Source organism: Devosia sp. (genome assembly GCF_028290625.1).
GTDB lineage: Bacteria > Pseudomonadota > Alphaproteobacteria > Rhizobiales > Devosiaceae > Devosia.
Genome location: NZ_JAQGJM010000009.1, coordinates 80,954 through 99,662 on the forward strand (window position 1 = coordinate 80,954; position 18,709 = coordinate 99,662).

An 18,709-nucleotide genomic window follows, 5' to 3' on the forward strand; every position below is an offset into this window, starting at 1 on the left:
TTGATCCAATTGAACTTTAGGCCGCAGCCCTTATGCGGTTCTTATGAGGACGGGGCAGTTCGTGACAGTTGATGCAATTGGTGGTTACACCAGCCGGGCCGCCCGGTTTCTGACGATGGGGCTGCTGGTCCTGGCGCTGGCTGGCTGCTCGGGGTTCAACCTTTTCGGCCCGCCCAAGATCAAGGAAGAGCCGATCATCCCGGCCGCGGCTTTGTATCAGAGCGCGCTCGATAACATGGACAAGCAGCGCTATATGACGGCGATCGACACGCTCAAGCGTCTCGAACGCCAGCATCCGCGCGATCCGATCACCGAAAAGGCCAAGCTGATGGAAGTCTATGCGAACTATCGCATCGGCGAATATCCGGAAGCGATTCTGGCGGCCGACCGGTTCCTGGCGGTTTATCCGTCCGGCAAGGACGTGCCCTACGTGCTTTATCTCAAGGCCACGTCGTATTTCGGCCAGATCAAGGACATCACCCGCGACCAGCAATTGTCGCGTGATTCGATCGATACCTATAACCTGCTGATTTCGAACTATCCGAAGTCCGAATATGCCGACGACGCCAAGGAAAAGCTGCTGGTTGCCTATGACCAGTTGGCCGGCAAGGAAATGTCGGTGGGCCGGTACTATCTCGGCAATGGCCAATACACCGCCGCCATCAACCGTTTCCGCGTCGTGGTGGAGCAGTGGCAGACCTCGACTCACATCGAGGAAGCGCTGTATCGCCTGACCGAGGGCTACCTGCTGCTGGGCCTGACCAACGAGGCCAAGACCGCTGCGGCAGTGCTGGGCCACAACTATCCGTCGAGCGACTGGTACAAGGAAGCGTTCGATCTGCTGGGCAAGCAGGGGCTGGCGCCGGCGATGAATGACGGCAGCTGGCTGGCTGGTTTCAAGAAGTAATCCATAATTCTGTTGCTTGTTTGTTCCGGGGTGCGCTAGCTTGCTGGCGCGCCCCGTTCGTTTTTGCGGCCTCGATTCTGGCTGGGACAACGCGGGTGGGCAGGGCGCCTTGGATGCAAGCGCCAGGTGAGAGTTCGGGAACAGTCACGCCATGCTCAACACGCTTTCGGTTCGCAATATTGTCCTGATCGACCAGCTCGACCTGGCGCTGGATGGTGGCATGACCGTGCTGACCGGCGAGACCGGCGCCGGCAAGTCGATCCTGCTCGATGCGTTGACGCTGGCACTGGGCGGGCGCGGCGACGCCTCGCTGGTGCGGGCGGGCTGCGATAGCGGCCAGGTCGTGGCAGTGCTGCAACTGGCCAAGGATCATCCGGCGCGCGCGGCGCTTCGCGACAACGCCATCCCCGACGACGAGGACGTGATCCTGCGGCGGGTGCAATATCCCGATGGGCGGACGCGGGCTTTCATCAACGACCAGCCGGTGTCGGCCGCGTTGCTGCAGCGCGTCGGCAGCCAGATCGTCGAAATTCACGGCCAGCATGACGACCGGGCGCTGGTCGACGCGGCCACGCACCGCTCCTCGCTGGATACGTTCGGCGTACTCGAAGGACAGGCGGCTGCGGTGCGCGAAGCGTGGTCCGCACTCACCGATGCGCAGGATGCTGTCACTGCGCAGAAGGCCTTGGTGGTCGAGGCGCTGGCGCAAGAAGATTATGCGCGCCACGCGGTGGAAGAGCTGTCCAAGCTTGGTGCGAAAGTTGGCGAGGAGGAGGAACTGGCAGAGCGGCGCCAGCACTTGCAGCAGATCGAGCGCTCCGCCTCCGACGTCAAGGAAACCGACGATATCCTCAACGGGCCTGCGGCACCCGCACCGGCGTTGTCGAGCCTGATGCGGCGGCTGCTACGCAAGATCGACAGCGGGGCGACGCTGTTTCAACCGATCGTCGATGCGCTGGACGCGTCATTGATCGCACTGGATCACACCTCGGATACGCTGGAAGCGCTCAAGCGCGAAATGGCCTACGATCCGTCCGAGCTCGAGAATGTCGAGGAGCGGCTGTTCGCTCTGCGCGCGGCGGCACGCAAGCACCAGACGGTGTGCGACGAATTGCCGGCAATCCTGCAGAAATACGCTGGTGATCTGGAGACGCTGCAGAGCGGCGAAACAAAGCTGGCAGCGCTCAAGCACGCGGCGGCCAAGGCGCTGGCGGACTATTCGGCGCTCGCGGGCACGCTGAGCGCCGGGCGCGCCAAGGCGGCTTCGGCTCTGGGGGAAGCGGTCGGCGCGGAACTGCCGGATCTGAAACTGGGTGCGGCCAAGTTCATTGTGGATCACCAGATCGACAAGAGCCGGATCGCGGCCAGTGGTTTCGATCAGATCGCATTCCACGTGCAGACCAATCCAGGGACCATGGCTGGGCCGTTGCTCAAGGTGGCATCGGGCGGCGAACTGAGCCGGTTCCTGTTGGCGCTCAAGGTGGTGCTAGCCGATCGCGGTTCGGCGCCGGTGCTGATTTTCGACGAAATCGACACCGGGGTTGGTGGCGCCGTGGCCGATGCCATCGGGCGACGCCTCGCGCGGCTGGCCGGCAAGGTGCAGGTGCTTGCCGTTACCCATGCGCCCCAAGTGGCTGCCCGGGCGCAGCGGCATCTGCTGATCGAGAAACAGGCGGTCGAGGAGGGGGCTTTCGTGCGCACCCACGTCAAGCCGCTCGACAAGCCGGCCCGACGCGAGGAAGTCGCGCGCATGCTGGCCGGGGCGGTGGTGACGGAAGAGGCGCGCGCGGCGGCGAGTAAGCTGTTGAGCGAAGTGCATTGACGCTCTTTCCCTCTCCCCTTGTGGGAGAGGGTGGCCGAAGGGCGGGTGAGGGGTTGCTTCAGTCTGCGCCTTGAGCCAACGATCGCAGACCCCTCATCCGGCGCTACGCGCCACCTTCTCCCGCAAGGGGAGAAGGGAGGAAGGACACGTAGCGAGTGCTGTAATGACCGATCTGCCCAGCAAACCCGTTGATGAACTCACCGAAGCCGAGGCTGAGGCCGAACTGGCGCGGTTGGCAGCGGCCATTGGTGATGCCGATATCGCCTATCACCAGAATGATGCGCCTGAGATAACCGACGCCGACTATGACGCGATGCGGCGGCGCAATGATGCGATCGAGGAGGCGTTTCCGGGTCTGGTGCGGGTAGACAGTCCGTCGCTCGCAGTCGGGGCGCCGCCGGCCGAGGGCTTTGCCAAGGTGCGGCACGCGGTGCCGATGCTGAGCCTTGCCAAGGCCTATACCGACCAGGACGTGGTCGATTTCATCCAGCGCGGGCATCGGTTCTTTGAGCGGGACAAGGATCTGGAGCTGGTCTTCACGGCCGAGCCCAAAATCGATGGCCTGTCCGCCTCCTTGCGCTACGAAAACGGCGTGTTTGTGCAAGGGGCAACGCGCGGCGATGGGGCAGTGGGAGAGGACATCACCGCAAACCTGAAGACCATTGCCGATATCCCGCCCAAGCTTTTGGGCACCGGCTGGCCCGACAGCATCGAAATTCGCGGCGAGGTCTATATGACCTATGCGGAGTTCCAGGCGCTCAAGGCGCGGTCAGCGGCAGCGGGCGGGCAGGACTATGTCAATCCGCGCAATACTGCAGCGGGCTCGCTGCGCCAGAAGGATGCTTCGGTGACGGCCAGCCGCAATCTGCGGTTCTTCGCCTATGCGTGGGGGCAGACCAGCGCCGATCCGGCCGACACGCAATACGATGCCGTGCAGAAGTTCGCCGATTGGGGTTTCAAGGTCAGCCCCCTGATGGTGCGCGCCAAATCGGTCGAGGAACTGGTGGCGCAGTATCGGCTGATCGAGGCGCAGCGCTCGTCGCTTGGCTACGATATCGACGGGGTGGTCTACAAGGTCGACCGGCTCGACCTGCAGCAGCGCTGGGGTTTCGTGACCGGCGAGCCGCGCTGGGCGATTGCGCACAAATTCCCGGCCGAGCAGGCCACGACCGTGGTCAAGCGCATCGATATCCAGGTGGGCCGGACCGGCACGCTGGCGCCCGTGGCACGGCTTGCGCCAGTTACAGTGGGCGGTGTGGTGGTCGAGAACGTCACGCTGCATAACGAGGACTATATCAAGGGTATAGACAGCACCGGGCGGCCGATCCGCGGCGAGGAGCCAATCGACGTGCGGATTGGCGACACGGTAGTGATCCAGCGGGCCGGCGACGTTATTCCGCAGATCGTGCGCGTCGTGTTGGAGAAGCGGCCAGCAGAAGCGGTGCCGTATGAGTTTCCGCATGAGTGCCCAATCTGCAAATCACCGGCAACGCGCGAGATCAATCCCAAGACCGGCAAGGAAGATTCGCGGCGGCGCTGCACGGGCGAACTGGTTTGCGCCGCCCAAGCGGTGGAGCGGCTGCGCCACTTCGTGTCGCGTGGTGCCATGGATATAGAAGGGCTGGGCGCCGAGAATATCGACCTGTTCTTCAATGCCGGGCTGATCAAGACGGCGGCGGACATCTTCACGCTCAAGGACCGGCGTGCCGACGTGCAGGCTGCGCTCGGTGCCCGGCGCGAGGCGCAGGCGAAATTGCGCGAGGAAACCTCCGGCAAGGCGCGCAAGAACGTCCGCGGGGTCGAGGATCGCAATTACGACGGATTGGAGAAGCTGTTCAACGCCATCGATGCGCGGCGCGAGCCGGAGCTGGACCGTTTCATCTTCGCGCTGGGCATCCGCCATATCGGCGAGACCACGGCGGCGGTGCTGGCGCGGACGTTCTCGACCATGGAGGAGCTGATCCGGGTCGGCAAGGAAACGGCGGCCCATGCCGATGACCCTCACAGCGTGTTTCCCGATGTCGACGGCATCGGCGATACGGTGATCGAGGCGCTGATCGATTTCTTCGGCAACCAGCGCAATGACGATGTCATCGAAGCGCTGCTGAGGCAGGTGCATCCTAAGGCCTACGTGCTCAGCGTTTCGGCCGACAGCGTGGTGGCGGGCAAAACGGTGGTATTCACCGGGTCCCTCGAAAAAATGACACGATCTGAAGCCAAGGCTATGGCCGAGCGGCATGGCGCCAAGGTCGCGGGGTCGGTTTCTGCGCAGACGGATATCCTGGTGGCGGGACCAGGAGCCGGCTCGAAGCTCAAGAAAGCCGAAGACCTGGGCGTGCAGGTGATCAGCGAGGACGATTGGTTCGCGTTGATCGCCAAATAGCCGGCCGAGGGGCCGCAGGGAGAAATGATGGGCTTGAAGCTTTGGGCGGCCGGACTGGCCGCCGCATCACTGATGTTGCCTGGATTGACGCAAGCGGGAGAGGCGGGCGACCTGCTGCGCACCCACCTTTACGAGGGCACGATTGCGGAGGGACTGGCCGCGGTGACCCCGCTAGCCGAGGCGGGTGACCCGGAGGCCAAGTTCGCCGCCGGCATGCTGACCTTCGTCGATGGGCTGCAGGGCGTATCGCAAGACCTCTACAAATATGGTGCGACGCTGCCGGATACCGGCGTGTTGGGCGTGCTCGGCATGATTGGCCCCAGCGGGCAGGGCGTGCCAGCCAATCCCAATCCTGAGCCGATCACCTATGAGAAGTTTCGCACGCTGTTGCAGGACCTGGTCACCAGTATGGACGCGGGCAAGGCCCTGTTCGAGGCGGCAGGTGAGAATGGCGACTACGTGGTGGCGCTGGAGCCGCTGAAATTCCGCTTCGATGCGAATGGCGACGGCACCGCGGAGCCGGGCGAAACGCTGGGAGATCTGCTGGGGCCGGCGTTCGGCTGGGCCGATATTCCCTATCCGGACGGGCCGCCGCCAAGCGGCAAGAAGAAGGGCGGGGAGACGCCGGTCGAGCAGAAATTCGAGATCGGCTTCGATCGGGCCGATGCGATCTGGTTCGCGGGCTATACCCAGGTGGTTGCGGCGCATGCCGATTTTCTCCTCGCGCATGACTTCCACGGCCTGGTGGATGCCTATTTCCATCGCCTCTTCCCCAAGTCCGGCCTGCCGATGCAGGACGCAAGCAATGGTACGCTGGCGATGGACCCGACCACCGATGCGTCGATCGCCGACATTGTCGCGGCAATCCACACGCTGGATTTCCCGGTGATCGATAAGGCGCGGTTGGCCGGCGTGCGGGATCGGCTGCTGTCGATCACGGCTCTGTCGCGCAAGAACTGGGACGCGATCCTGGCCGAGACCGATGACGACCATGAACTGGTGCCGTCGCCCAGCCAGACGCCGCTGAGCAAGGACGCCAAGGTGGATGAGGCGACGGTCAAGGCCTGGATGGCGACGCTGGATACGGCCGACCAGATTCTCAACGGGGAACTGCTAGTGCCGCATTGGCGCTTCAAGCAGGGCTTTGATCTCAAAGCCTATTTCGAAACGGCGACCGAGACCGATTTCGTGATGATCCTGACCGGTCTGGGCGCCATGCCCTTCCTCAAGGATGGTCCGGTGGCGAGCGCCGAAAGTTTTGCCGAGGCCAACAAGGTGTTCGGCGATCAATGGCTGGGCTACGCCTTCTGGTTCAACTAGAACTTTTGCGCCGGTGCTGCCTTCGGGCCGCGCCGGCGTTCACGCGTCACTATGGAGGACTTCCATGCGTCTTGCCGTTCTCGCCGCCGGCTTCGTCCTGGCGTTCACCGGGATTGTGGCTGCACAGCCCTACGATACTCCCGACGCGCTATTGCAGGCGTTTTATGCGCGCTATCTCGCCCCAGACGCGGATTTCAGCGACGAGGGCGAGTTCCGCTCGAGCGGGCTGCAGGCGCTCTATGACGCCGACGCCGAAGCGACACCGGATGGTGACATGGGCGCGCTGGACTTCGATCCGTTCATCGACGGGCAGGACTGGGAAATTACCGACCTGCAAATCGGCGCTGCCGGAATTGCCGGCGATTACGCATCAGCCGACGTGACATTCAAGAATTTTGGCGACGAGCGGACGCTAAGCTACGATCTGATCAAGGAAGACGGCGGCTGGAAGATCGACGACGTCGCGTCCACGACCCCCGGCAACGAATACCGGTTGAGCGAGATTTTCGCGCTGGCGCATACCGATTGAGGGTGATTACCAAGAGGTAATTTAACCACCGTAGTCCCGCCTTGCGTCCACCACAGTTATGCCGCGCGCCTTCGCTAGCACCGTGATGTGCATAGCGAGGGCAGTTCATGCGGGCGATTCTGGCGGTAGTGATGATAGTGGCGTCTGTCGGGGCGAGCCGCGCGGCCGACACTTATGACGATCCCAAGGCGCTGGTCAGCGCCATCTATAGTGCCTATCAGCCGGGCCAGCCGGCCGGCGATCCGGCGCAGTTCTATTCCAAGCGGCTGACCGCATTGGTAGCCGAGCACTTGGACGAGAAAATCGCCGAGAGCGACGCCCTGATGCAGGGTGAAGCCGTGCCGGCGACCGCGCCGTTCAATCCCTTCATGCCCGATGCCAGTGCGCTGCTGTTCGACCTGGCGATCGGCGAGCCGACGACGCTGGCGGATCGCTCGGTGATTAATGTCAGCTACCATAATTTCGACCAGCCACGGCTGCTCAGCATCGCGCTGGTCAAAGAGGATGGCGGCTGGAAGGTCGATGACATCAGCGCGGTCGGTTCGGAAGACCACTGGATGCTTTCATCGATTCTCACCTACGATCCGCATTCGTATTAGATCGCGGCTGTCGCCTGCTTCAGCCAGTCCTTGACCTTGCCTTTCACCAGCGGGCCGATCTCCTTGAGCACGCGCTGGTGGTAGGCATTGAGCCAGTCGCGCTCGGCATCGGTCAGTAGGGACTTGTCGATCAGGCGGGTGTCGATCGGCGCCAGGGTCAGGGTTTCAAAATCGAGATAGCCGGGTGCGACGGAGCTGTCGTGGATGACGATCAGGTTTTCGATGCGGATGCCGTATTCGCCGATCTTGTAATAGCCGGGCTCGTTGGAGAGCACGCTGCCGGCTTCGAGCGGCAGGGTATAGCGCGGGGCGATGCCCGTGGGGCCTTCATGCACCGAGAGGAACGCGCCGACGCCGTGGCCGGTGCCATGATTGTAGGTGACGCCGGCCTGCCAGAGGAATTGGCGGGCGAGTACGTCGATCTGCGCCCCCGAAGTGCCCTTGGGAAAGCGCGCAGTCGAAATGGCGATCATGCCCTTGAGTACGCGGGTGAAGCGGTCGCGCTGTTCGGGCGTCGATGAGCCAGTCGACATGGTGCGGGTGATGTCGGTGGTGCCGGCGAGGTATTGTGCGCCAGAATCGAGCAGCATGATTTCGCCAGCCGCCAGGGTACGGTTGGTCTTGGTGGTGACGCGGTAATGGACGATGGCGCCATTGGCGCCGGCGCCCGAAATGGTGTCGAAGCTGGCATCGACGCAGGTTTCCTCCTCGCGGCGGAAGGCTTCGAGCGCGGTGACGATGCCGATTTCGGTGAGCGTGCCCGAAGGGGCGTTGTCATCGAACCAGGCGAGGAATTTGGCGAGGGCGACGCCATCGAGCTTGTGGGCCTCGCGCATGCCGGCCAGTTCGGCATCGTTCTTGCGCGATTTGGGCAGCAGTACCGGATCGCGCTTTTCGATCAGCTTGGCACCGGCCATGCGCAAAGTAGCGGCAACGGCTTCGGGTGCGGAGGCAGGATCGATCAGCACAGCCTTGGCGCCTTTGCCGAGACGGGCGAGGGCGGCGGCCAGCGTGTTCGTTTTGGCCAGTTTGGCGATACCGTCGAGCGTGCGGGTCAACTCCGGGGTGATACGGCCGCCATCGAGAAACAAAGTAGGCAGGCCGGATTTGGGCACGATGGCATAGCCGAGCACGAAGGGCGTGTTGGGCACGTCGCGGCCGCGAATATTGAGCAGCCAGTTGATCGATTCGGGCAGGGTGAGCACGGCGGCGTCGGCCTGGTCACTGGCGAGGCTGGCCTGCAGGTCGGCCAGCTTGTCGGCCGGAGTCTTGCCGGCGCGGTTGTGGCCGAGCAGTTCAATGGTGGAAGCCGGCGGGGCCGGACGATCGGGCCAGATGCGGTCGACCAGGTTTTCGCTAGGGACCAGCGTCGCGCGGCTGCCGAGGCGGTTGGCGAGGTCACGGATTTCTCCCGGCGTATGCAGCCAGGGATCGAAGCCGATGCGACCGCCCTTGGGCACATAGAGCGCGACTTCGTCGGAGATGCTGCCCTGGCCGACTTCGTGAACGGTGATCTTGTTGGTGTCGGTCTGGGCGGGCGCCTGCAGCGTATAGCGGCTATCGACGAACAGGCCGGCCTTTTTCGAGCCGACAATGGCAATGCCTGCCGAGCCGGTGAAGCCGGTGACGTAGGCGAGGCGCGCTTCGCCGGGCGGCACCGATTCGCCGCGATGGGCGTCGGCGCGCGGAATCAAAAAGGCATCCAGCCCGGCCTTTGTCAATTCGCCGCGCAGGGCGGCAAGCCGGGGGGCGACGTTTTTCGGATCGGCTTTTTCTTCAAAGCTCTGAAAAACGGTGGGGGCGAAGGTCTGGGAGGTCATTATTTGCGTCCTGATGCCGGGGTAGGCGGCTTTTGGCGCAATCTTAATCATGGCGCGGGCGAACGCCAGTCTGAACGGCAAATTAATGAAGCGGTAACGGGGTTTGCGCCGCCGGCATGGCTGCTGTGTGGGGCGAGGGCTAACCAAAGGTTTCGCGCTACCCTAAATAGATCGTGTCGGGGGCAACAGACAACCGACAACGCGCATGGAGACTGAAATGACTGAGAGCAAGAACGATTTCCGCAAGGCCCTGGGTTCCGTTATCGACGCCCGTGGCCGTGAATCGAGCCGCCAGGTCAGCTATCGCATGCAGCACCAGCTGATCGGCGCATTCACAAAGCGCCCATAACGGCCGCTGCAGTTTACTGCTGACGATCTGATGATCCCCGGAGCTTGCTTCGGGGATTTTGCTTTTCCGGATACGCCGATATTTGGGTAATGCCGGCCTGCGAACGGCAGTTCTCTGCGCTTCCGGTGCTCACGTACCAACGTACGCTCCGCTCCGGTTCTCGAGAACCGCCGTTCTCGACTCGGCCTGACCCAAATCTCAACGTATCCGCGGTGCCCTCCTCACGCGAAGGGATCAGCGCTTTTCCAGCATGAGCGTGGTCCAGTCCTTGCGCTGGAGTTTTTGCGTCAGCACCATGCCTTGCAGCGCGTAGGCGGAGATGACGCCCGGTGCCTGGCGCTCGAGAATGCCCGAGAGAATGATGCTGGCGCCGCGCTCGACGATGCGGCCCATGGCCGGGGCGAGGGCGGTCAGCGGGCCGGCCAGGATGTTGGCGACCACCAGGTCATAGGGCGCATTCTGCGCGATGGTGCGGTGGTTGAGGCCGGTGGCTTCGATGGGAATGATGAATTTGCCGACGCCATTCTGGGCGGCGTTGTCGACGGTGGTCTTGACCGAGATCGGGTCGATGTCGCTGGCAATAACCGGCGTGTGCAGGCGCTTGGCCAGCGCGATGGCGAGCACGCCGGTGCCGGTGCCCACATCGATCATGGTGCGCGGCTTCTTGCGCTTGAGCAGGCGATCGATGGCTTCGAGGCACCCGGTGGTGGTTTCGTGATGGCCGGTGCCGAAGGCCTGGGCGGCGTCGATCCGCATGGCGGTAAGGCCGGAGGGGATCGGGCCGGTTTCGTGGCTGCCATAGACATAAAAGCCACCGGCGATCACCGGGGGCAGGCCTTCGAGCGATTTGGCGACCCAATTAATCTCGGGATCGAGCGGCGCGACGGAAAACTCGACGATACCGCCGAGGGTTTGGCGGGCCAATTCGACAAAGGCGTCCAGGTCCGGCGGACTGTCGCAGGCGGCCTCGAAGAACCATTCGCCGGTCGCTTCATTCTCATGCGCCGAGGCGGTCAGCGCCAGATCGTCGCGCTCCATGACGGCGTCGACCAGCGCATAGGCCTGGTCCTTGGTGAGCGGGGCGGAGAGCTGATCGACGGGCATGGGCGGTTCCGGTATTGAGGTCGTCTGTGCTCATAAAGGGTTGAAGGGGAAAATACCATGTATGGCCTGATCGGGAAAATGCTGGCAGCGTCGGGCAAGCGCGAGGACCTTCTGGCGATCCTGCTCGACAACAACGACACCATGCCGGGTTGCCTCAGCTATATCGTCGCGCGCGACCCCGCCTCGGAGGATGGCATCTGGATTACGGAGGTGTGGACCGACAGCGAGAAACACCAGGCTTCGCTGCAACTGCCACATGTGCAGGCAATGATCGCCATGGCGCGTCCAATCATTGCGGGTTTCGGCGAGCGGTTTGAGACTGAGCCGCTGGGCGGGATCGGACTGCCGGCTAGAGTTTGACCGCAGTCCCTGAGACCGAGACCATCAGCATGGAGCCGCCCTGGCCGACGACTTCGTAGTCGATATCGATGGCGACCACTGCGTCGGCGCCGCGGCTCCGGGCTTCCTCTTCCAGTTCGCGGAAGGCTTGGAGGCGGGCATCGCGCAGGGTGGATTCATAGGCGCCGGCGCGGCCGCCGACGATGTCGCGGATGCCCGCGAACAGGTCCTTGAAGATATTGGCGCCGACGATGACTTCGCCGGTGACGATGCCAAGATAGTCGCGGATCGGGCGGCCTTCGACGGTCGGCGTGGTGGTGATGATCATAAGGTCCTGATTGGGTTCGAGCCGCTCGTTTTGTCTATTGACTTAGAGTGCGCTCGAAGTTGTAGCAGAGGTAAATCGAGACGAGAAGGCAGCCATGAAGATCAGCGAATTGGCGGTGCGGACGGGTCTGTCGGCCCACACTATCCGCTATTATGAGCGCATTGGATTGATGCCGCCGGCGCCGCGCGATGGCGCGACGCATCGGCATTATGACGAGCGTGCGCTCAACTGGATCGAATTTGTTGGGCGGCTCAAGACGACAGGCATGCCGATCCGGCAGATGCTGCGCTATGCCGAACTGCGTGCCGCTGGGCCATCCTCAAATGCCGAACGCAAAGCTCTGCTCACCGAGCATCGCGATGCAGTGCGGCAACATGTCGAGGAGCTGATTGCCTGCCTTGAAGTGCTCGACGCCAAGATCGCCGGCTATGACGATTGATCAGAACTGAAAGGCACTGCATGTCCGAAATATCCGAAAGCCGCTTTGAACGCGGCACGCGCAAACTCATCGAGATTGATGGCCGGGGCGGCGAAGCCGTGGTCGCCTCGCTGGCCGATATCGCGCCGGACTTTGCCCGCTACATCGTCGAGTTTCCGTTTGGGGATATCTATTCGCGACCGGGCCTCGATTTGCGGTCGCGGGAGGTCGCCACCATCGCTGCACTGACCGCGATGGGCAATGCGCAGCCGCAATTGAAAGTCCATATTCAGGCTGGGCTCAATGTCGGGCTGAGCCGCGACGAGATCGTTGAAACGATCATGCAAATGGCCGTCTATGCGGGGTTCCCGGCCGCGCTCAATGGGCTGTTTGCGGCCAAGGAAGTGTTCGCGGAGTAATCAAGAAGGGGTGAGGCGCCTTGCCTCACCCCTTCTTGATAAAGCTATCCAGCACCTTCTTGCGACCGGCTTTTTCGAAATCGATGGTCAGTTTGTTGCCCTCGATGCCCGAGATGGCGCCGTAGCCGAATTTGAGGTGGAAGACGCGGTCGCCGAAGGCGAAGGCGGAACGGTCGCCGCCGAGATCGACTGAGCGGGCGACGAGGTCGCCGTCGATGGTCAGGGGGCCGCCGCCCTTGCGGGCGCCCTGCTGGGCGCGGGCGCGTTGCCAGCCGGGGGTTTCGTAGACGCTCTCGAACGGGTCGGCCTTGTTGAAGCGCGATGAGGCACCGCCGCCGTACCCGTAGCCGCCATAGGAGGAGCCGGTGTCCTTGACCTCGACGGCGTCAGCCGGAAGTTCGTCGAGGAAGCGGCTGGGAATGGCGGATTGCCAGAGGCCGTGGATGCGGCGGTTTTGTGCGGCGGAGATGCGGACGCGCTTGCGGCCGCGAGTGATACCCACATAGGCAAGGCGCCGTTCTTCCTCGAGGCCCGCGCGGCCACTTTCGTCCATGGACCGTTGGCTGGGAAAAGTGCCTTCTTCCCAGCCGGTAAGGAAGACAGTGTCGAATTCCAGCCCCTTGGCGCCATGCAGCGTCATGATGGTGACGGCATCGTTCGCTTCTGCATTGTCGCGATCCATGACCAGGGCGATGTGCTCAAGGAAGCCGCCGAGGGTGTCGAATTCCTCCATGGCACGGCTCAGTTCCTTGAGGTTTTCCTTGCGGCCATCGGACTCCAGCGACTTTTCGGCGCTCAGCATGTCGGTATAGCCGCTCTCTTCGAGGATCTGCTCGACCAGCTCGAAAGGTTTCAGCGTCTGCGACCTGAAGGCCCAGTCGTCGAACTGACCGATCAGGCTGCGCAGGGTCGAGCGCTGCTTGGCTTTGAGCTCCTCGGTTTCAAGCAGCAGACGGGTGGCAGCCAGCAGGGGCATGTTCTGGTGCCGCGCGGTCGCCATCAGCATCGTTACCGTGGTGTCGCCGATGCCGCGCTTGGGCACGTTGATGATGCGTTCGAAAGCCAGATCGTCGGCCGGCTGGGCGACAAGGCGGAGATAGGCCAAGGCGTCGCGGATTTCCTTGCGCTCATAAAAGCGCGGGCCGCCTATAACGCGGTAGTTCAGGCCGAGCGTGATGAAACGCTCTTCGAATTCGCGCATCTGGAACGACGCGCGCACCAGGATGGCCATGGAATTTAGGCTTTCGCCAGCGCGCTGATATTGTTCGATGTCCTCGCCAATGGTGCGGGCTTCCTCTTCGGAATCCCACAATTGGGTGACGGAAACGGGCTCGCCCTTTTCGCCGACATCGGTCTGCAGAGTCTTGCCGAGGCGGCCTTCGTTGAAGGCGATGAGGGTAGAAGCGGCCTTCAGAATGTTCGAGGTCGAGCGGTAGTTGCGTTCGAGCTTGATCACCTTGGCGCCGGGAAAGTCCTTCTCGAAGCGCAGGATGTTGTCGACTTCGGCGCCGCGCCAGCCATAGATGGACTGGTCGTCGTCGCCCACCACGCAGATATTGGCTTCGCTAGCGGGCTTGCCCTGGGCGAGGAGGCGCAGCCAGAGATACTGGGCGGTGTTGCTGTCCTGGTATTCGTCGACCAGCATGTATTTGAATTTGCGGTGATACTCCGCCAGCACGTCCGGATTTTCCTTGAACAGGCGGATGCATTCGAGCAGCAGATCGCCGAAATCGGCAGCATTGAGCGATTTTAGCCGGGCCTGGTAATCGGCATAGAGCTTGGAGCCGCGGCCATTGGCGTAGCTGCCGCTATCGGCCGGCGACACATCCTTTGGCAGCAGTCCCTTGTTCTTCCACCCGTCCAGCATGGAGGCAAAGAGCTTTGCCGGCCAGCGCTTCTCGTCGATATTTTCGGCATCCAGCAATTGCTTGATCAATCGGATCTGGTCGTCGGTATCGAGAATGGTGAAGGTCGACTTGAGATCGACCAGCTCAGCGTGAGCGCGCAGAATGCGGGCGCCGATGGAGTGGAAAGTGCCCATCCAGGGCATGCTCTCAAGGCGAGGGACGAGCTTTTCGATACGCTCCTTCATCTCCCGAGCGGCCTTGTTGGTAAAGGTCACCGACAGAATTTGGGACGGCCAAGCGCGATTGGTATTGATGATGTGGGCGATACGCGTAGTCAGGACGCGTGTCTTGCCGGTACCCGCGCCAGCCAGAACCAGCAGGGGGCCGTCGATGGTCATGACGGCGTCGCGTTGCTCATCATTGAGCCCGCTGAGGTAGTCAGGCGCCGGCGGCCGTTTGAACTGGCTCGTGATCGAGCCAGCGGCGGGGCGTTCCGTTCTGTTGGCATCGGCGGTCATGCGGCTTGACGAATCTCTTTTTGTTCTCGTTTGCAATATAGGCAGCGTCACACGCGATGTATACGGCAAGCCAAGTATGTGGGGGCTTTTGAGCTCACGGTGCGTTGATCTTGGGGGGATGCCGGTCTGCAAATTGCGGGTCTGTGCGCGTCCGGTGCTCACGTACCCAAAGTACGCTCCGCTCCGGTTCTCGCGACCCACAATTATCGACTCGGCCTGCCCTGAATCTCAACACACCTAAAAAGCGTGGCGCCTGACGCAAGCGTGATAGAAGAGGCCGCCGACGGCCAGATTCTTGCCGATAATACAAGGCAGTCACGCACTTGCGTGGCAGCCTGACTTGCCTAAACTCAGCGCGACGAACCCGGGCGAAACCCAAGTGCTCAATCGCATTTACATCATCATCGGCATGCTGGCGATACTCGTGCTCGCGGCGGCGTTCATCGTGCCGCGGTTCGTGCAATGGAGCGACTATCGCGAGCGCATGGAGGCGCTGGCGTCGGGGCTGCTGGGCGCCGAAGTGGTTATTCGCGGGGATATCGAATTCAGCCTGCTGCCGCAGCCGCGCCTGAGCTTTTCGGACGTGCTGGTGGGGCCGCCGACCGATCCGGCGGCAACGATCGGCACGGTGGAGGCGGACTTCTCGCTGCTGGAATTCCTGCGCGACGACTACAACGTCACCCATCTGGTGCTGCGCCAGCCGGTGTTCGACGTGGCAATCGACGAAAGCGGGCTGTTTGGCAGTGGCGTAACCTTCGGCGGCAGCGGTAAGGGCAGCGTTGCCTTGAAGCAGGCCAGCATCGTGGACGGCACGATCCGGATGGCCGACACCCGGGCGGGGCAGAACCTGGTGGCCAGCGATATCGATGGCGAATTGGGACTGGACAGCTTTTCCGGCCCGTATCAATTCCAGGGCAGCGCGACGATCAACAGTGGCCGCTATGGCATCAGGTTCAATTCGGGCGCGATCGACGGCGATGGCTATAGTCGGATGACGGCCAGCGTGACGGCGGTCGACGGGGGCGCTTCGATCTCGGCAGAAGGCCAGCTCGAAGCCGGGATGGCGCCGAAATTCGAAGGCCGGCTGAGCCTGCGCCAGAAGCCGCCGGCGGGCGAGACAGCCGATGATATTCGCGGCGACCTCGTGCTGGAGGCGCAAGTGGCCGCCTCGACCGACCGGATTGTCTTTTCATCCTATACGCTGCAGCCCGATGAGAACCGGGCCGGCATGCGCTTGACCGGCGCGGCCAGCGTGCAACTGGGCACGCGGCGCAGTTTCGATGCTGTGATTTCGGGTGGTGTTTTCACGCTGCCGCCGCGTGACGCCAAGGAGGACCCGACGGTCCTGCCGTATGAATTTGTGCGGATGCTGTCGGAATTTCCGGCGCCATTAATTCCGCCACTGCCGGGACGGATCGGGGTGGACCTGGCCGAGGTGGGCCTGCGCGGTTTTGCGCTGCGCGATGTGCGCATGGATGCCAGTACCGATGGCAAGGCCTGGCAGGTCGAGCAGTTTACCGCGCAATTGCCGGGCGAGGCTGAGATGCGCGCCAGCGGCGTGCTGCAGGCGCAGAATGGCAAGCCGGCGTTTAACGGCCAAGCCTCGGTGACGACGCAGCGGCTGGATGCGCTGGCGCGGTTGTGGCGCAAGCCGGATGAGGCCAATCTGCTATTCAACGTGCCAGGTTCGCTGGATGCCAAGGTGCTGCTGATGGGCGACGCATTGGGGCTGAGCCAGGGGGCGCTGACGCTCGACGGCAAGAGCCATGCGGTGGAGCTGCGCGTGGGTTTCGGCGCCGAGAAGCGGCTCGACGTGGTCGGGCATTTCGACGATCTCAATCCGGGCGACAGCGCGGTTTTGGGCGCGCTGCTGCCCAATATCGCGGTCGAGCCATCGTTCCCGGTCAGCTTTCCCAGCGGCAGTTTTTCGCTCTCGGCCAAGAGCGCGACGCTATTGGGACAGGCTGGCGAGGGGCTGGCGGCCGAGGGGCAGTGGGGCAATAGCGGCCTGACGTTCACCCGGCTATCGGCCGTTGACTTTGGCGGCGTTGGGCTGGATGCGGCGCTGCAACTAGCCGGCACGTTTGCCGAACCGAAATTCTCCGGCTCGGGGCGCGTCAAGGCGGCCAAGGGCGATGCGCCGGCGCTGGCGGCGTTGTATGAGCTCGGTACAGTGCCGGCCGCATGGCGCGATTTCATCGGGCTGTCGCTGCCCGGCGAGGTAATTTTCGACCTCGATGCGGTTGAGGAAAATGGCGGGCAGACGCTGACGCTGGGTGGCACGCTGGGCACGGCCGCCATCAATGCGACCGCGCAAATGGCGGGCGGCATCGGGCAGGCCCTGAGCGGGCAATTGCGGTTCACTGGATCGCTGGAATCCAATGATCCGGCGGCGCTGACGCGGCAACTGGGCTTTGGGGACGCCGAGCTGTTCGGCGATGATGGCTCGATGCTGGTGGCCCTGAACTTTTCGGGCTCGCCGTCCAACAGCCTGACCAGTCAGATTACTGCCAGCGTCGGCGAGCAGAGCCTGAGCTATTCGGGCACGCTGCTGGCGAGCAATGGCGAATTGCAGGGGACCGGCACGCTGCGCGGCGCTGCGCTCAATGGCGGGGGGCTGGCGCAGTTGGTCGGTATCGATGGCCTGAGCCTACCGATCAGCGAGGTTACTGCGGCGCTCGATTTTGAAGGCATCCGTGCGGCGCGGCTGACCGAAATTGCAGGCACATCCGGCGCTAGCGGGTTCTCGGGGGATTTGTCGCAATCGCGGACCGGCGACGCCAGTGTGATCGCCGGCACGATGGCGGTCGACAGTGTCGATATTGCCGGCCTGGCGGGCAGCGTGATGGGCGCCTCGGCACTGGTGCCGGGCGGCGGGGTCTGGCCGGATGGGCCGATCAATACCGGGCACGCTCCCCGCCAGACCCGCGGGTCGGTTGCGGTGACAATCCCGAATGTGATTGCGGGCACGACGACGGTGACCGGCACCAAGTTCGATCTGAGCTGGGACGAAACGAAGTTGCGGTTGGGACGGCTGTCGGCCGGCATTGGCCCCGGGACGGTCAGCGGCGATCTTGTCGTCTGCTGCGCCGGGCCATTGCCGGACAAATCGGTAACAGGACGGCTGACGCTGGCGGGGGTTAATCTGGACGATGTGGTGTCGCCTTCCGTCGCCGAGGCTCTGGGCGGTACGCTCGATGGCGGCGTCAGCATCGAGGGCACGGGGGCGAGTATTGCGAGCGTTCTGAGCGTGCTGTCGGGCGAGGGAAATTTCACCCTGCATGACCTGACGGTGCGGCAGCTTGACCCCAAAGTGTTCCCGACGGTCGCCGAACTCCAGGATGTGCTGGAGACCGATGGCGATGCGTTGGCGGCGCTGATCGGGTTGTCGCTGGGGCAGGGGCAGTTCACCGCGCCGACCGCCAACGGCGCCTTCACTATTGCGGGTGGCGTGGCGCGGGTAACCAACATTTTGGTCGAGGGCAATGGCGCCAAGCTGGGCGGCGATCTCAATGTGCAGCTGGATACGCTGGGGCTGGACGGAAATTTCGTGATGAGCCCGTCCGGGTTTACCGATCCGAACGATCTCGTCACCGCCGACACGGCGCTGATCGGCAATCGGGTGAGCGGCACGCTGGCGGCGCCAGTGACCACTCTCAATCTCGATAATTTCGTGGCGGCGGTGCAAATGCGGGCCAACGAAATCGAGGTGGATCGACTGCAGGCCTTGCAGGCTGAGGATGCCGAACGGCAGCGCGCTGCAGCCGAGGAACGCAATAAGCTGATCGCGGCCCAGCGCCAGGCTGCGGCGGAAGCAGCGGCCAAGGCGGCGGCAGAAGTGGCTGCCAAGGAAGCTGCGGAAGCGGAGGCCTTAAGGTTGCAGCAACAACAGACGCCGCCAAATGCGGAGAGCGATCCGGTGCTGCAGGGGCCGTCACTGGACCTCAGCCTGCCGCCGCGTTCGACGCCGGGGCAACCGTTCTTTGTGCCACTGAACTGACGGGTCT

15 protein-coding genes are annotated in these 18,709 nt (G+C 63.1%); 11 read left to right on the forward strand and 4 right to left on the reverse strand.

Going from position 1 to position 18,709, the window contains the following annotated elements; all coding sequences use genetic code 11:
- Positions 1–61 precede the first annotated feature (61 nt).
- The 6 genes from JWR51_RS04065 (at position 62) to JWR51_RS04090 (ending at position 7,560) form a co-directional block, all read left to right on the forward strand.
- Positions 62–907, forward strand: coding sequence for an outer membrane protein assembly factor BamD (locus tag JWR51_RS04065; protein ID WP_299744026.1), 846 nt, complete (start codon positions 62–64; stop codon positions 905–907).
- A gap of 151 nt (positions 908–1,058) precedes the next feature.
- The gene (gene recN / locus JWR51_RS04070) at positions 1,059–2,729 is read left to right on the forward strand and encodes a DNA repair protein RecN (RefSeq protein ID WP_299744029.1); all 1,671 of its coding nucleotides are present in this window, start codon (positions 1,059–1,061) and stop codon (positions 2,727–2,729) included.
- A 172-nt stretch (positions 2,730–2,901) separates the two neighbouring features.
- Positions 2,902–5,112 (forward strand): NAD-dependent DNA ligase LigA, encoded by a 2,211-nt coding sequence (gene ligA, locus JWR51_RS04075; RefSeq protein ID WP_299744474.1) that lies wholly within the window; start codon positions 2,902–2,904, stop codon positions 5,110–5,112.
- Between the two features lie 27 nt (positions 5,113–5,139).
- Positions 5,140–6,432 carry a hypothetical protein gene (locus JWR51_RS04080; RefSeq protein WP_299744031.1) on the forward strand — a complete coding sequence of 431 codons (1,293 nt, stop codon included), beginning with the start codon at positions 5,140–5,142 and terminating at the stop codon, positions 6,430–6,432.
- Between the two features lie 64 nt (positions 6,433–6,496).
- On the forward strand, positions 6,497–6,961 hold the full coding sequence (locus tag JWR51_RS04085; protein WP_299744034.1) for a DUF3828 domain-containing protein: 465 nt from the start codon (positions 6,497–6,499) through the stop codon (positions 6,959–6,961).
- 107 nt (positions 6,962–7,068) lie between these two features.
- Complete coding sequence (locus JWR51_RS04090) at positions 7,069–7,560, forward strand: hypothetical protein (RefSeq protein WP_299744036.1); 492 nt, start codon at positions 7,069–7,071, stop codon at positions 7,558–7,560.
- On the opposite strand, the gene JWR51_RS04095 is transcribed toward JWR51_RS04090, so the two are convergent.
- Positions 7,557–9,380 carry an aminopeptidase P family protein gene (locus JWR51_RS04095; RefSeq protein WP_299744039.1) on the reverse strand — a complete coding sequence of 608 codons (1,824 nt, stop codon included), beginning with the start codon at positions 9,378–9,380 and terminating at the stop codon, positions 7,557–7,559. The two genes, JWR51_RS04090 and JWR51_RS04095, sit on opposite strands and share 4 nt — an antisense overlap.
- Before the next feature lie 217 nt (positions 9,381–9,597).
- On the opposite strand from JWR51_RS04095, the gene JWR51_RS04100 reads away from it, so the two are divergent.
- Positions 9,598–9,729, forward strand: coding sequence for a hypothetical protein (locus JWR51_RS04100; protein ID WP_263574796.1), 132 nt, complete (start codon positions 9,598–9,600; stop codon positions 9,727–9,729).
- Between the two features lie 234 nt (positions 9,730–9,963).
- Here JWR51_RS04100 and JWR51_RS04105 read toward each other — a convergent pair whose 3' ends face one another.
- On the reverse strand, positions 9,964–10,833 hold the full coding sequence (locus tag JWR51_RS04105; RefSeq protein ID WP_299744042.1) for a 50S ribosomal protein L11 methyltransferase: 870 nt from the start codon (positions 10,831–10,833) through the stop codon (positions 9,964–9,966).
- 57 nt (positions 10,834–10,890) lie between these two features.
- Between JWR51_RS04105 and JWR51_RS04110 the strand changes: the two genes are divergently transcribed.
- On the forward strand, positions 10,891–11,193 hold the full coding sequence (locus JWR51_RS04110; RefSeq protein WP_299744045.1) for a putative quinol monooxygenase: 303 nt from the start codon (positions 10,891–10,893) through the stop codon (positions 11,191–11,193).
- Here the strand turns inward: JWR51_RS04110 and JWR51_RS04115 are convergent.
- Positions 11,183–11,500 carry a heavy metal-binding domain-containing protein gene (locus JWR51_RS04115; RefSeq protein WP_299722625.1) on the reverse strand — a complete coding sequence of 106 codons (318 nt, stop codon included), beginning with the start codon at positions 11,498–11,500 and terminating at the stop codon, positions 11,183–11,185. The genes JWR51_RS04110 and JWR51_RS04115 overlap by 11 nt on opposite strands.
- A 94-nt stretch (positions 11,501–11,594) precedes the next feature.
- Here JWR51_RS04115 and JWR51_RS04120 point away from each other — a divergent pair, with 94 nt between their 5' ends.
- Entirely contained in the window at positions 11,595–11,939 is a 345-nt protein-coding gene (locus JWR51_RS04120; protein WP_299744047.1) for a MerR family transcriptional regulator, read from the forward strand.
- Positions 11,940–11,959: 20 nt separating this feature from the next.
- The gene (locus JWR51_RS04125) at positions 11,960–12,337 is read left to right on the forward strand and encodes a carboxymuconolactone decarboxylase family protein (RefSeq protein WP_299744049.1); all 378 of its coding nucleotides are present in this window, start codon (positions 11,960–11,962) and stop codon (positions 12,335–12,337) included.
- A gap of 25 nt (positions 12,338–12,362) precedes the next feature.
- On the opposite strand, the gene JWR51_RS04130 is transcribed toward JWR51_RS04125, so the two are convergent.
- Positions 12,363–14,702 carry a UvrD-helicase domain-containing protein gene (locus JWR51_RS04130; protein ID WP_299744051.1) on the reverse strand — a complete coding sequence of 780 codons (2,340 nt, stop codon included), beginning with the start codon at positions 14,700–14,702 and terminating at the stop codon, positions 12,363–12,365.
- A gap of 379 nt (positions 14,703–15,081) precedes the next feature.
- On the opposite strand from JWR51_RS04130, the gene JWR51_RS04135 reads away from it, so the two are divergent.
- On the forward strand, positions 15,082–18,702 hold the full coding sequence (locus JWR51_RS04135; RefSeq protein WP_299744053.1) for an AsmA family protein: 3,621 nt from the start codon (positions 15,082–15,084) through the stop codon (positions 18,700–18,702).
- The last annotated feature ends 7 nt before the right edge of the window (positions 18,703–18,709 follow it).

Coding starts and splice junctions, on each gene's coding strand:
- JWR51_RS04085 (WP_299744034.1), top strand. CDS start 6,497: ATGCGTCTTGCCGTTCTCGCCGCCGGCTTCGTCCTGGCGTTCACCGGG.
- JWR51_RS04130 (WP_299744051.1), bottom strand. CDS start 14,702: ATGACCGCCGATGCCAACAGAACGGAACGCCCCGCCGCTGGCTCGATC.
- JWR51_RS04090 (WP_299744036.1), top strand. CDS start 7,069: ATGCGGGCGATTCTGGCGGTAGTGATGATAGTGGCGTCTGTCGGGGCG.
- JWR51_RS04105 (WP_299744042.1), bottom strand. CDS start 10,833: ATGCCCGTCGATCAGCTCTCCGCCCCGCTCACCAAGGACCAGGCCTAT.
- JWR51_RS04080 (WP_299744031.1), top strand. CDS start 5,140: ATGGGCTTGAAGCTTTGGGCGGCCGGACTGGCCGCCGCATCACTGATG.
- JWR51_RS04120 (WP_299744047.1), top strand. CDS start 11,595: ATGAAGATCAGCGAATTGGCGGTGCGGACGGGTCTGTCGGCCCACACT.
- JWR51_RS04100 (WP_263574796.1), top strand. CDS start 9,598: ATGACTGAGAGCAAGAACGATTTCCGCAAGGCCCTGGGTTCCGTTATC.
- JWR51_RS04115 (WP_299722625.1), bottom strand. CDS start 11,500: ATGATCATCACCACCACGCCGACCGTCGAAGGCCGCCCGATCCGCGAC.
- JWR51_RS04095 (WP_299744039.1), bottom strand. CDS start 9,380: ATGACCTCCCAGACCTTCGCCCCCACCGTTTTTCAGAGCTTTGAAGAA.
- recN (WP_299744029.1), top strand. CDS start 1,059: ATGCTCAACACGCTTTCGGTTCGCAATATTGTCCTGATCGACCAGCTC.
- JWR51_RS04125 (WP_299744049.1), top strand. CDS start 11,960: ATGTCCGAAATATCCGAAAGCCGCTTTGAACGCGGCACGCGCAAACTC.
- JWR51_RS04110 (WP_299744045.1), top strand. CDS start 10,891: ATGTATGGCCTGATCGGGAAAATGCTGGCAGCGTCGGGCAAGCGCGAG.